The 13,368-nt window shown below is 66.3% G+C and carries 13 protein-coding genes; all 13 read left to right on the plus strand.

Annotated elements, in window-relative coordinates; translation table 11 throughout:
* The first annotated feature begins 140 nt into the window (after positions 1-140).
* The 13 genes from E4M00_RS12855 (at position 141) to E4M00_RS12915 (ending at position 13,322) form a co-directional block, all read left to right on the plus strand.
* A complete protein-coding gene (locus tag E4M00_RS12855; protein WP_135120897.1) occupies positions 141-1,424 on the plus strand; it encodes a sensor histidine kinase in 1,284 nt (427 codons plus the stop codon).
* The gene (locus tag E4M00_RS12860) at positions 1,421-2,692 is read left to right on the plus strand and encodes a hypothetical protein (RefSeq protein WP_135120898.1); all 1,272 of its coding nucleotides are present in this window, start codon (positions 1,421-1,423) and stop codon (positions 2,690-2,692) included. Before E4M00_RS12855 ends, E4M00_RS12860 begins: the two co-directional genes overlap by 4 nt.
* Positions 2,679-3,344 carry a response regulator transcription factor gene (locus E4M00_RS12865; protein WP_135120899.1) on the plus strand — a complete coding sequence of 222 codons (666 nt, stop codon included), beginning with the start codon at positions 2,679-2,681 and terminating at the stop codon, positions 3,342-3,344. Before E4M00_RS12860 ends, E4M00_RS12865 begins: the two co-directional genes overlap by 14 nt.
* Entirely contained in the window at positions 3,344-3,955 is a 612-nt protein-coding gene (locus E4M00_RS12870) for a thymidine kinase (protein WP_056168336.1), read from the plus strand. Before E4M00_RS12865 ends, E4M00_RS12870 begins: the two co-directional genes overlap by 1 nt.
* Positions 3,956-4,114: 159 nt before the next feature.
* On the plus strand, positions 4,115-5,542 hold the full coding sequence (locus tag E4M00_RS12875) for a tyrosine-protein kinase domain-containing protein (protein ID WP_135120900.1): 1,428 nt from the start codon (positions 4,115-4,117) through the stop codon (positions 5,540-5,542).
* 1 nt (position 5,543) lies between these two features.
* The gene (locus tag E4M00_RS12880) at positions 5,544-6,131 is read left to right on the plus strand and encodes an arsenate reductase/protein-tyrosine-phosphatase family protein (RefSeq protein ID WP_240037093.1); all 588 of its coding nucleotides are present in this window, start codon (positions 5,544-5,546) and stop codon (positions 6,129-6,131) included.
* Positions 6,132-6,142: 11 nt separating this feature from the next.
* Positions 6,143-7,096, plus strand: coding sequence for a hypothetical protein (locus tag E4M00_RS12885; protein WP_135120901.1), 954 nt, complete (start codon positions 6,143-6,145; stop codon positions 7,094-7,096).
* Positions 7,090-8,940: a polysaccharide biosynthesis protein gene (locus E4M00_RS12890; protein ID WP_135120902.1), complete on the plus strand. Its 1,851-nt coding sequence runs from the start codon at positions 7,090-7,092 to the stop codon at positions 8,938-8,940. The genes E4M00_RS12885 and E4M00_RS12890 overlap by 7 nt, the downstream gene beginning before the upstream one ends.
* A gap of 32 nt (positions 8,941-8,972) precedes the next feature.
* Positions 8,973-10,082: a DegT/DnrJ/EryC1/StrS family aminotransferase gene (locus tag E4M00_RS12895; RefSeq protein WP_240037095.1), complete on the plus strand. Its 1,110-nt coding sequence runs from the start codon at positions 8,973-8,975 to the stop codon at positions 10,080-10,082.
* Positions 10,083-10,149: 67 nt separating this feature from the next.
* A complete protein-coding gene (locus E4M00_RS12900) occupies positions 10,150-11,130 on the plus strand; it encodes an aspartate aminotransferase family protein (RefSeq protein WP_135120904.1) in 981 nt (326 codons plus the stop codon).
* Positions 11,127-12,152: a GNAT family N-acetyltransferase gene (locus E4M00_RS12905; RefSeq protein ID WP_135120905.1), complete on the plus strand. Its 1,026-nt coding sequence runs from the start codon at positions 11,127-11,129 to the stop codon at positions 12,150-12,152. The genes E4M00_RS12900 and E4M00_RS12905 overlap by 4 nt, the downstream gene beginning before the upstream one ends.
* Positions 12,149-12,796, plus strand: coding sequence for a sugar transferase (locus tag E4M00_RS12910; protein WP_167756890.1), 648 nt, complete (start codon positions 12,149-12,151; stop codon positions 12,794-12,796). The genes E4M00_RS12905 and E4M00_RS12910 overlap by 4 nt, the downstream gene beginning before the upstream one ends.
* Complete coding sequence (locus E4M00_RS12915) at positions 12,783-13,322, plus strand: GNAT family N-acetyltransferase (protein ID WP_167756891.1); 540 nt, start codon at positions 12,783-12,785, stop codon at positions 13,320-13,322. Before E4M00_RS12910 ends, E4M00_RS12915 begins: the two co-directional genes overlap by 14 nt.
* Positions 13,323-13,368 lie beyond the last annotated feature (46 nt).

Genomic DNA, 13,368 nt, shown 5'->3' on the forward strand with positions numbered 1-13,368 from the left:
CCGAGCCGGCGAGAACCGGGGCCACGAGTGTCTCGAGCACCATTCGGAGCCTGAATCTGTCCCCCGAATGCTCGCGCACCGTCCCAGAGCGGGGTACATTTCCAGAGAATGCGGGGTACGACCGCTTCTCATGCGCTGGAATGAACCTCGAGGGGGTGCTCACTGTGACGCTCGGACTGCCGAACCACCTCATCGCACCGACGATGAGTCGCGTCATCGCGCGCGCCGCGCACTGGTTCGGCCTCGTCTGCCTCGCCGGCGCCCTGACGGCGATCGTCTCGCTCAGCCTTGCGCATCCGCATGACGGACTCTGGCCCACGATCGTCGCCCTCGTTCCGATGGCGATCCTGCTCATCACGCTCACGAGGCACCACACGGTTCTCGCCACCGTCGGATACCTGGTGGTCGGGTCTGCCAGCACATTCATCTACGCCGTCACGATCCTGAGCGACAACCTGCTCTTCCCCACGACCGACCTGTTCATCGTCGCCCTGCCGGTCATGGCTCTGGTGATGGTGGGCGGTGCAGGCGACACCCCCCTGATCGGACTGGTCTGGAGCACGCTCGGCCTCGTGCTCGGCGAGACCGCAGTGCTGTTGGCCGCCATGGCGACAGGCGTCGAGTTCCGCATCGATCCCTTCGCCCCCGCGACGTATCTGCTGATCGCCATCGTGCTACTCGCCACGACGTTCGACACGGGACGGGCGAAGTCGGCGCAGCAGTTCATCCACCAGGCATCCCGCCGTGACAGCGCGCTGACGGCCCGCCGAGAACTCGGCGCGCGCGCCACGGCACTGCTGCACGACACCGCGCTCAGCCATCTCATGGCCGTCGCGGCAGCCGAGCCCGGCCCCATCGATCCACGCCTGCGCTCGATGATCGCCAGCGACCTCGAGCGCATCATCGGGCAGGACTGGCTGCTCTCCCGCGACGCCATCAGCACGGGCTCCGCCGACTGGCTCGCCACCCCGCTCGCCCAGGCGATCTCGGCGGCCCGCGCCCAAGGACTCTCCATCGATGTCTCCGGAGACCGTTCCGTCGTCTTCAGGCTCGACGCGGAGAGGGCCGAGGCCCTCGGACTCGCGGTCACCCAGTGCCTCATCAACGTGCTGCGGCACTCCGAGGTGACGGATGCCGACCTCTCGGTCAGCGCCGACGAAGACGAGGTGGTGGTGGCCGTGACGGATGCCGGGATCGGCTTCGTGCCGTCGGAGACCGAGGCGCCCCGCCTCGGACTGCGCCACTCCGTGCTCGCGCGGGTCGAGGCCGTCGGCGGCTCGGTGCGGTTGTGGTCGACTCCGGGCTCGGGAACCAGCGTCGTGATCGCGCTCCCGGCCCAGACCGGATCCGGTCGGGCCGAGTCGGTGCCCGCGGCATCTCACTCCACCGCGGACCTGCCCGCCGCTGACGGAACAGCCTCATGAGCGCGGCGGTCACGACCGGCCGGAGTTGGGGCGGCATCCGTTCGCGCATCGAAGCGACGCGCACGGCGTCGTGGAGGAAGAGCCCGCAGGTCGTCGATCCGCTCGGAACGCTGAGCGCTCATCCGCTCTCCTGGATCGGGTCGATCATGGCCGTCAGCTATGCGGGCTTCCAGACCGCGCGCCAGTGGGAGGCCGTGCAGCAGCCGGCCGTCGGCATCGCCGCGGTGGTCGTGCTCGTCGTGGCCTGCGCCGTCTTCCTGGTGGCAGCCCACCCCACGTCGTCGCCGTTCGGGCCGCAGGCGGCGTTCGTCGTCGTGACGCTGGCGGTCGTCGCGGCGGCACTCGAGACGATCTCGCGATTTGGGGCCAACCGACTGCTGCAGGACGACTTCGGGCAGGTCACCGTGGCCATCCTGCTGGCCATGATGGCGCCGTACAGGCCGGCGCTCTCGCTCGTCATCGGCGCCGTCGCATCGTCGATCGCGCTCGCGCTGTTCCCCGTCGCCCAGGCGCCCTACTTCGCCGTGAACGCCCCGCTGGCCGAGTACATCGTGGTGCTCGTTGTGCCTCCGCTCGCCCTCGGGCTCGCGGCCGCGGCGTTCTCGAACGGTTTCGTGCGCGCCGTGCGCAACTGGCAGCGACTGGTGTCGCGAGCGGCTCTCGAGATCGAGGAGGAGGCGCGCATCGGTCTCGCGCGCTCCGTTCAGCAGCAGCAGGTGAGCGTGCTGGCGCGCGAGGTGCTGCCGTTCCTCACCCGCGGCATCAACGCCACGACCGTCGAGCTGGAAGACGTGGAGCGCGCCCGCGCCCTGGCCGACGCCCTGCGCGGCACCCTCGTCGCCGAGATCGGTCGCACTTGGCTGGACGACGTGGCCGACGGCATCGCGGTGCCCGGCGGCGGCTCTCCTGCCGTCGACGACCCCGACATGCTCGCGATCCGGATGAGCGGCGAGCAGCGCGTCGCCTGTGCGGCTCTGGTGGCGGCCATCAGCGCCGACGACGAGATCTCGGCGCGGTCGGTCACCGTGGTGCTGCGGCAGAGGGCGGGCACGCACCCCGGGCCGCGTGTCGCCGGCGGGCCGGCTGCGGCATCCGTCTCCGTGCAGATCTCCGCGACGACGGATGCCGCCCCCCGGCCGCTCAGCGCGCGCCGGGCCGAGGCGCTCCTCGTGCAGTATCTCGCCGTCGTGCGTGTCCTGTTCGAGGGGGTCGTCGTGCGCGTGGCACCGGGGGCCGTGACAGTAGGATTCGACTATGCCCAGCACTGAGAACGCCGTCGCGGCACGGCCCGTTCGAGTCGGGCTGCTCGACGACCACGAGGTCATCCTCGACTCCGTCGCCAGCTGGATCGGCAGCAACGCTCCCGACTTCACTCTGGCCGTGGCCGCCAACCGCTGGCTCGACTTCGTGCGCAGCGAGGACTTCCCGGTCGACGTCGTGCTCATGGACTTCCAGCTCGTCGAGCCCGTCTCCATCGAGGCCCGCATACGCACCTGCCGGGCCGCCGGAGCCAAGGTCATCGTCATCAGCGCCCTCGACAGCGCCGACGCCCGGGCGCGGGCGAGTTCGGCCGGGGCCCTCGCCTTCCTGTCCAAGGCACTCCCGATGGCCGAGGTCATGGCAGCCGTCCGATCAGCCCTGCGGATGCCGGAGCCGACGTCGGGCGTCGCCGATCGCGTGGCCAGCACCCCGGGCGTCACCCTGGTCAAGCCGCAGTTGAGCCCCGGCGAGCGCCAGGCCCTCCTGCTCTACGTCACCGGTCGAAGCACCATCGAGGTCGGCGAGGCGATGGACGTCAAGTACGAGACCGCCAAGACCTACCTCCGCCGCGTGCGCGAGAAGTACCAGAAGGTGGGCCGGCCGGCCAGCCGCAAGACCGACCTCATCCGTCGCGCGGCCGAAGACGGTTTCCTCGAGTAATGGCCAAGCTGTACTTCCGCTACGGAGCGATGAACTCCGGTAAGAGCACTGCCCTGCTGCAGGCGGCACACAACTACGAGGAGCGCGGTCACGGCGTGCTGCTCGCCAAGCCGTCGATCGACACGAAGGGCGACCTCGGCATCCTGTCGCGCCTGGGCGTGGTGCGCGAGGTCGACTTCATCCTCGCTCCGGACACAGACGCCTACGCCGAGTTCCAGCGCCACCGTGCCGCCCAGGTCGCGGTGACCGGCCGCGACGTGAGCTGCCTCCTCGTCGACGAGGCGCAGTTCCTCACCGCCGAGCAGGCCGACGACCTGCTGCGCATCGCGATCCTCGAGAACGTCCCGGTGCTGGCCTACGGCATCCGGACCGATTTCCTCACCGTGGCCTTCCCCGGCAGCCGACGTCTGCTCGAGATCGCGCACAGCCTCGAGGAGCTGAAGACGATCTGTCGGTGCGGTCGCAAGGCGGTCTTCAACGCCCGCCTCGTCGACGGCGCCTTCGTCTTCGACGGCGACCAGGTGGCGATCGACGGGGTTCACGTCGGCTACGAGTCGCTGTGCGGATCGTGCTATCTGCAGGAGTCCGGCGGGCGGCTCGCCAACCGTTAGTCGGCACGCCACCCCAATAGAAGGGCTAGGTTTGCCGGTGAGGGGCGAAATCCGCCCGAAACTTGGCGACCGACGGTCGAGCCCTTTCGAGCCGTGTGCCAAAATGTACGACGCAGTACTACGTCTGCGACAACCACAAACCGGGGGACAGCAGAACCTATGGAGATACGCGACTACGTCCGGATCCTGCACAAGAGCTGGATCCTCATCGTGGTCTTCGCGCTCCTCGGAATCGGGCTGGCCGCCGCGTATTCCATCCTCGTGGCCCCCAAGTACGAGGCGACGACGAAGCTCTACGTCTCGGTTCGCGCCGGTGAGGCCGCGGCCACCGGCGACCTCGTTCAGGGTACAAGCTTCGCTCGCCAGGCCGTCACCTCCTATGTCGACGTCGTCGCCAGCGCAGTAGTGCTCGACCGGGTCGTCAAGGAACTCGACCTGTCCGAGTCGAGCGCTCAGCTCGCGGCGCAGGTGACTGCATCGTCGCCCCTCAACACCGTTCTCATCGCCATCACCGTCACCGATGGTGATCCGGAGCAGGCGGCTCTCATCGCCAACTCCATCGGATCGAACTTCTCCGACGTCGTCGTCAACAACCTCGAGAAGCCGTCGGGCGAGGCTCCGAGCCTGGTGAAGATCGAGACGATCCAGCCCGCCACGGCGCCGTCCCGACCGTCGAGCCCGAACGTTCCGCTGAACCTCATCCTCGGCGCGCTCATCGGACTCGCCGCCGGCATCGGCCTGGCGATCCTGCGCAGCGTGCTCGACACCCGCATCCACTCGCTGCACGACATCGAGCAGATCACCGACAAGCCCCTCCTCGGCGGCATCGCCCTCGACCCCGACGCGAAGAAGCGTCCGCTCATCGTGCACGCCGATCCGCGCAACCCGCGCGCCGAGTCCTTCCGCAGCCTCCGCACGAACCTCCAGTTCGTGAACGTCGAGGGTGGCCCGCGCAGCTTCGTCATCTCCAGCGCCGGTCCCGGTGAAGGCAAGTCGACCACGACAGCCAACCTGGCCATCTCGCTGGCGGAGACCGGTGCTCGCGTCGCGCTGATCGACGGCGACCTCCGTCTCCCCAAGATCGCCGAGTACATGGGCATCGAGGGTGGAGTCGGCCTGACCGACCTCCTCATCGGGCGAGCAACCCTCGCCGACGTGCTGCAGAAGTGGGGTCGGGGCAAGCTCTTCGTGCTCCCGGCGGGGCGCATCCCGCCGAACCCGAGCGAGCTGCTTGGGTCGCGGCCCATGGTCGAGCTCCTCGAGACTCTCTCCGAGCAGTTCGACTACATCCTCATCGACGCGCCGCCCCTCCTGCTGGTGACCGACGCCGCCGTCGTCTCGAAGTTCACCGGCGGCACCATCCTCGTCGCCGCATCCGGAAGCACGAAGAAGCAGGAGCTCGCCGGTGCGGTACGTGCGCTGACGGCATCCGGCGGCCACCTCGCCGGTGTCGTCGTGACCATGCTTCCGACCAAGGGTCCCGACAGCTACGGCTACGGCGCCTACACCTACGGCGTCATCCACGAGGAGGACGACGCCTCGGAGTCGGCCGCACCGGCCAAGACCCGCAGTCGACGGAAGCGCTGACATGGCGATCTCCATCCTCACGGTCTGCTCGGGGAACATCTGCCGGTCGCCCCTCGCCGAGCAGCTCCTGCGTCAGGGGCTGAGCGGGGTCGCGGATGCGACGGTCACGAGCGCCGGCACCATCGCGATGGTGGGGTCGTCGATGGCACCCCCGTCGCAGGTCCTCTCCGCTCGCTACGGGGCCACGGATGCGGCTGCGCACGTCGCGCGTCAGTTGACCGCGGATCAGATCGTCGAAGCCGACCTCGTGCTGGCCATGTCGCGTGACCACCGGCGAGCGATCGTCGAGATGGTGCCGAGTGCCGTCAGGAAGACCTTCACCCTCCGGGAGTTCGCGCGCCTCGTCGCCGAAGTGACCGACGAGGACCTGGCTGACGGGTTCATCCCCGGCTCGAAGCCGTTCTCATCGGCGGTCGCGGTCGCCTCGTCGTTCCGGGGGATCGTGGCGCCCGCCGACTCTCCCGACGACGACGACGTCGTCGACCCCTACCGTCAGTCCAAGGCGGTCTACCAGACCTCGGCCGATCAGCTCGTTCCCGCAGTCCGCACCACAGTGTCGTTCATCGAGCGCGCCGCATCCGTCGGTTAGTCGGTCCTTCCATGGCGAGACGAATCCCCGGCAGAACCGATCGCTCCTCAGGAGAGCGCTTCCGCACCCTGTGGATCGTCGGCATCGCCGCCCTCGCGCTCGTCGTGCTGGTGCTGGTCTACGTCGCGCTCACGCAGAATCGCAATGCCCCTGACGGCGCCGCGGTGTCCACACCGGCGAGTTCGGCCCCGGTCGACCGTGCGACGCCGACGGTCGAACCGTCCGCCGAGCCGGTGGCGGTCGTCGGCCCGCCTTCGCGCACCCTCGCTGCCGTCGACGGCGAGCGCGCCTACCGAGCCGGCGTGGGCTCGTGCCCGGGCGACGAGCCCGTCGTCCAGTCGACGGACGACGGCGGATCATCCTGGTCCGACTTCACCGTGGCGGTCGAGCCTGCGGCGGCATCCGTCAGGTCGATCCTTCCCGGGAGCGGAGACTACGTCGCACTCGTGACGGCGGACGCCGCGAGCTGTGCCCCGCTGTTCGCCCGCTCCTACGTGGCCGGCGAGGAATGGGAGGCTGCCGACGAGGTCGACACGACCTGGCATCTCAGCCAGGATTCCGCGTCGGTCATCGCTCCCGGCGGCGGTGCATCGCAGCCGTGCGACCAGCCCGTGCAGGTCGCCGCGTCCAGCGAGACCGCGGCCGCCGTGCTCTGCGCCAGCTCGTCGATCATGACGACGACGGATGCCGGAGGCTCGTGGAGCGAGCCGCTGTCGGTCACCGGCGCCGCGGCCGTCGCGCCCGGCGGTGACGGCTACCTGGTCGTGATCTCCGGTCAGAACGACTGCAACGGTGCCCAGGTCGCCACCATCCCGGTGGACGCCGGCGCCGCGACGGATCCATCCACGTGCGTGGAGTCGGGCGCGGCTCCGCAGGACAACGCCGTGGCCCAGGGCGGCGACGCGATCTGGTTGTGGTCGGGCGATGCGTTCGCGCGCTCGACCGACGGGGGGCTGACATGGTGAGGCGCAGCCGCGTCCACGACATCGTGGAGGCGGGCTACAAGAGGCGGCCCATCCGGTTCGGCTCCCAGTACATACTCGACGCGCTGGCCTGGTTCCTCGCGATCGCCCTCGCCGAACTGTTCCGCTACGAGTTCAACGCGATGCAGATCGCCGTCGTGCCCCTGCTCCTTCTGTCGCTCGCTGCCGCTGCTCTCCAGTACGGCATCGGGTTCATGTTCCACCTCTATCAGGGCCGGTTCCCCTACGGCACCTTCGAGGAGGTGCGCGCGCTGAGCCTGGCCGCACTCGTCGTGGCGTTCCTTCTCGGCATCCCCGTGGCGATCTTCGGCAGCCTGCTCCACACGCCGCGCAGCACGATGTTCATCGCCCTCCCCATCGCGCTGCTGTTCATGTTCTCGGTGCGCTACCTCAAGCGTCTCTACGTAGAGCGTCATGCCCGCCCGGGCGAGGATGCGGAACGCACACTGATCTACGGCGCCGGTTACATCGGCACGTCGCTCATCCGTCGTATGACGACCGACCCGCATTCGACGTATCTTCCTGTCGGGATCATCGACGATGATCCCGCCAAGCGCAATCGTCACATCGCCGGCGTTCCGGTACGCGGATCGATCGACCAGATCGAGCGCATCGTGGGCGACACGAATGCGCGGGTGCTCGTGATCGCCGTAGCCCGTGCCGATTCCGACTTCCTGCGTCGCATCTCCGACATCGGCGCGCGCTACAACCTGGCGGTCAAGGTCATGCCGCTGCTCGAGGACATCCTCGCGGGCAAGTCACGCGTGTCCGATCTGCGCGACATCGCCATCGAGGACATCATCGGGCGGCATCCTGTCGACACGGAGATGGAGAGCATCGCCGGCTACCTCGCCGGCAAGCGCGTGCTGGTCACGGGCGCCGGCGGATCGATCGGCTCGGAGCTGTGCCGTCAGATCTCCAAGTTCAAGCCGTCCGAGCTCATCATGCTCGATCGAGACGAGACAGGCCTGCAGACCGCTCAACTCGGCACCAAGGGCCACGGCCTTCTCGACTCCGACGAGGTCGTGCTGGCCGACATCCGCGAGGCCGACGTCATCCACCGCATCTTCGAGGCGCGTCGCCCTGAAGTGGTGTTCCACGCGGCGGCCCTCAAGCACCTCCCGATGCTCGAGCAGTACCCAGACGAGGCGTGGAAGACGAACGTTCTCGGGACCCTCAACGTGCTGAACGCCGCGCGCGATGCCGGGGTGCTCACCTTCATCAACATCTCCACCGACAAGGCGGCGAACCCGACGAGCGTTCTCGGACACTCCAAGCGCGTGGCCGAGAAGCTCACCGCCTGGATGGCCGACGAGACCGGTCTGCGCTACCTCTCCGTGCGCTTCGGCAACGTGATCGGCAGCCGTGGCTCGATGCTCCCGACCTTCGCGTCGATGATCGAGGCCGGCGGCCCGCTCACAGTCACGCACCCCGACGTCACGCGCTACTTCATGACCATTCCCGAGGCCTGCCAGCTCGTGGTGCAGGCCGGCGGCATCGGCAAGCCCGGCGAGGTTCTCATCCTCGACATGGGCGAGCCCGTGCGCATCCTCGACATCGCCGAGCGCATGATCGATATGTCGGGCAAGGACATCACCATCGTCTTCACTGGTCTGCGCGAGGGGGAGAAGCTGCACGAGATCCTGGTCGGAACCGGCGAGACCGACGCCCGGCCGCTGCATCCGAAGATCTCCCATGCCAAGGTCGGGGGAATTTCACCCGAGCGTCTGGACAAGACAGGCTGGGAGGAGCGGATGCGCTCGCAGCCGCGCAACAACGACACGTCGCACATGCCTCGGATCTCGACCGGGGGACACGCATCATGACGGCCGAGCGCATCTACATGTCCTCTCCCGACATGAGCGATCTCGAGGAGCAGTACCTCGTCTCAGCGCTCCGGTCCGGATGGGTGGCACCCCTCGGGCCCGATGTCGATGCCTTCGAACGCGAGCTCGCCGAGCGGGTGGGCGTAGTTCACGCCGTCGCGCTGAGCTCGGGTACCGCTGCCCTGCACCTCGGCCTGTTGGGCCTCGGTGTCAAACGCGACGACATCGTGCTCACCTCGACCATGACGTTCGCGGCCACGGCGAATGCCATTGTCTACACGGGGGCGAAGCCGTACTTCATCGACTGCCTGCCCGAGACGGGCAACATGGATCCGGCCCTCCTCGAAGAAGCTCTCCAGAAGCTGACAGCCGCGGGCGAGAAGGTCGCGGCCATCGTTCCCGTCGACCTCCTCGGCAAGGCCGTCGACTACACGGCCATCGAGTCGATCGCAGCACGATACGGCGTTCCTGTGCTGGCGGATGCCGCAGAGTCGCTCGGAGCGACTCACCAGGGTCGTGCCGCCGGAAGCTTCGGGCGCGCATCGATCGTGTCGTTCAACGGCAACAAGATCATGACCACGTCGGGCGGCGGCATGCTGCTGACCGATGACGGCGAGTTCGCCCAGCACGCGCGCTATCTCGCCACCCAGGCTCGGCAGCCCGTCGCGCACTACGAGCACGTCGACATCGGCTACAACTACCGCTTGAGCAACCTCCTGGCTGCCCTCGGCCGTGCCCAGCTCTCTCGTCTTGATGAGATGATTGGCCGCCGGCGGGCTATGCGCGACGTCTATAAGCAGGTCTTCGAAAATGTAGCCGGCGTCGAGGTTTTCGGCGCTGCCGGCGATGAGGCAGACAACGTCTGGCTTACGTCGATACTTTTCGACGAGACCGCTCAGGGAAGCCCGGATGCCTTGCGTGCTCACTTCGCCGCTGACGGTATTGAGAGCCGCCCACTCTGGAAGCCTATGCACCTGCAGCCGGTCTTCGCGGGGAGTCGCGGGTTGATCAATGGATCGTCCGAGCGGCTCTTCCGGCGGGGTTTGACCCTTCCGAGCGGGTCCGCGCTGACCGCGGGCGAGAAGGCACGCGTCATCGACTCTTTGGACAGATTTGTTGGAGGGCACCCTTCAAATGTCTGAAACAGGTGGCGAGGTCGCGATCGGATCGGATTTCGCGTCCGAGAATCCAGCTTCTAGACCTACGGCCGTGCCGTGGGAGACTCAGCCGGGCGGCCCGACGCTTTATCTTGAGACTGGGCGACAGGTCCTTGGTCTGATAGCGGATCGGGAAGGTTCATCAGGGATTCGCACTGTTCTCCTGCCGGCCCATTTCTGCGAAAGTATGGCGCAGCCGTTTGCCGAGCGCGGATGGAGAATCCTCCTTCTCCCATTGAAGCCGGATCTCAGATTCGATCTGGCCGCCTGCCGTGAGGTGCTTGCAGCGCTGAACGGGCCGGCCCTCGCCGTGATCATGAGCTTCTTCGGCAGCCAGCCCGATGTCGCACATCGCCGATTGGCCAAAGAACTCCGCGAGCAGTCCGTCGTCGTCGTGGAGGACGAGACCCATCGGGTATTTCGCCCAGGCGGTGCTGTCGACGCCGACTACTACTTCGGGAGTATGCGCAAATTGCTGCCCGTCGCGGATGGTGCGTACTTGCGAGGTCTTGAGGGCACCATTCGTGACTCAATCGCACGAGGGATAGGCGCGGGTGCACGATGGTCACCGATGGACGAGAAGCTCGGCGATTTAGAAGCCGACAGGCCGTCCACTGCAGGCCTGTTCCGGTCCGCGAACGCGGAACTGGAGTCTTCAATTGAGCCTCGGACTGCATCCGTGCGGACTCTTAACACCATTCAACGGATGGACTTCGAGTGGATGGTCGCCCGACGCATTGAGAACCAGGCCGAGTTGTTGACGGGATTGAGGTCCTGGGGCGATCTTCAGGTGGTGAGCGAGGCCTCCCCTAGCGTTCCGTCTCACTTGGTTGTGAGCGTCCCTAATCCCGGGGAACTTCAGCGAAGACTCTCCGATCATCGAATATACTGCCCCATTCACTGGCCGCGACCCTCCTTCATCGACGATGCCGAGCCGTGGAGGGAAGATCTCATCTCTTTGCCGGTGGACCACCGCTACGGCCCGGCGGACATGAGGCGATTGTCGGATGCCATCCGAGTGGCCATCGCATGACCGCTATCGCGATGAGGCATGCGGCGATCGCGCCGCCAAGCGTGTACTTCACGACGGCCTACGGCCAGGCGGATGCCACCGGTTCGGCGAGCGCGGATTGGATCAGCCTGAGCTCTGCGGACGGCCGTTGGCAAATCCCTCTCGTAGTGACGAAGGCAGCCGAGGGCGTGAAATTCGCTAGCACTCCCAATGGCTACGCAGGCATATGGGCAGATCCGGACTTGAGTCGCTCTGAGATCGACGCGTCTTGGCAGGCATCCCTCGCCGCGCTCGGTTCCGCGGGAATCGTAACCGTCTTTCTCAGATTCGCGCCCTTCGCTCCGGACGCGCGTTTCGATGGACTGCCTGGTCTCGACGCGCAGAGGATATCGGCCACCTGTTTGGTGCACGTGGACGCCAGCGACGCGATGTGGGGCCGAATGGCCGGGCGAGCGCGTACGGCAATCAGGAAGGCTTCCAACACGGGAATGCGGGTCGCGGTTGCTCCTATGGAGGGGGCTCAGTCCGATTCCATGCGGCGATTCCGCCGACTATATGACTCAACGATGAACCGGATTGGTGCGGCCGAAAGATACCGCTTCGATGACTCGTACTTCTCGAGGCTCGCAGAGCTTGGGTCCCGTCTCCACGTCGCCTCCGTGGTCGACTCGCGCGGGGAGACGGTGGCTGCGGCACTCGTCTTGCTCGATCCGACAGTCGCCCATTATCACCTTGCAGGTTCCGATCCTGAGGCAGCCCGATCTGGCGCCAACAACCTTCTGGTCTGGGGAATCATGGAACACGCACAACGAGTGGGGAGGACGGCTGTGCATCTAGGCGGAGGGCGCTCCGATCGCGACTCGTTGCATAAGTTCAAGTCGAGCTTCGGGAGCGAAGACATGGATTTCAGGATCGGCCGCCTTGTCGTCGACGAAGACCGATACCTGAGTCTCATCGACAAACGGGCGAAGGAACTGAGTACGTCTCCATCCGCGCTCCTGGCCCAGGGCTTTTTCCCAGCGTTTGCGATTCAACCATCGTGAGAGGCGACCGATATGTTGCGGTGAGGGTGCCGATCGAACGGCTTTCGGCTGTGATACTGCTCATTTTGGCGCTGCCCCTTCTCGCTGCGACGTCGATCATCGTAAAGAGCTCCATGGGTAGTCCCGTCCTCTTCACGCAAGCTCGTGTCGGGCGTAATGGTCGCCATTTCCGTCTATTCAAGTTCCGGACGATGGTCCACGGCGCTGAGCAGGCCGGTGGTGGCTACATGCCGCCTGAACTCGACCTCATTCCGCCGCTGGGTAAGTTCCTGCGTCGGACAAGCATTGACGAGATCCCACAACTGTTGAACATCATCCGCGGGGAGATGTCATTCGTAGGGCCACGGCCCGCTCTGCCGTCGCAATACGCCCGGTACACGGAATTTCAAAAGCACCGCGTGGATGTCCCTCCAGGAGTGACGGGACTGGCCCAGGTGAGGTATAGGAACGATGCGCCGTGGAGCGCAAGGATCGTTGCCGACGTCGAGTACGTGGAGAACATCAGCCCGATTTTGGACCTGAAGATATTGTTCGCGACGATAGCGACTGTTTTCGGCGGCCGAGGAATCCGGCACGATCAGACCGTAGCGGACGTGGACGACCTCGGTCATGCTCAACCGGAGGAGAGAAATGACGAACAGTAAGATGCGGCTGCGTCCTGTCGAGCGCGAGGATCTGGAATTTCTCCGAGACCTCGCAAACGACCCGGTTGTGCGTGCGAAAGTCGTGGGATGGGACTGGCCGCTGTCGCTCTCGGGGCAAGAAAAATGGTTCGATCGAGCTGGCACGGACTCATCGGTGCATCGCTTTATCGCCGAGGACGAGAACGGCCCAGCGGGTATGGCGGGTCTATGGGAAGTCGACTGGCACAACCGCACCGCACTCGTCGCCGTCAAGTTGGGTGGAAGACCTGATGTCAGGGGACGAGGTCTGGGAATCGCCGTCGTCGACGCGATCATGGACTTCGCATTCAACGACGTGGGATTGAACCGACTGCACAGCACGATTCTGGACGACAACGACGCCTCGCTGGCGCTCTTTGTTCGCAAGGCCGGTTGGTCGGTTGAGGGTCGGTTGCGCTCGCACGTGTGGCGTTCCGGCGGCTATCACGACCTCATTCAGGTCGGAATACTGCGCTCCGAATACGAAGCGCGCCGTCGAACCTCATGAAAATACGACGAGGAGTTCGGGGAAGGTTTTCGCAATCCCGGCCGGT

This window comes from Orlajensenia leifsoniae (genome assembly GCF_004570845.1).
GTDB classification, from domain to species: Bacteria; Actinomycetota; Actinomycetes; order Actinomycetales; family Microbacteriaceae; genus Orlajensenia; species Orlajensenia leifsoniae.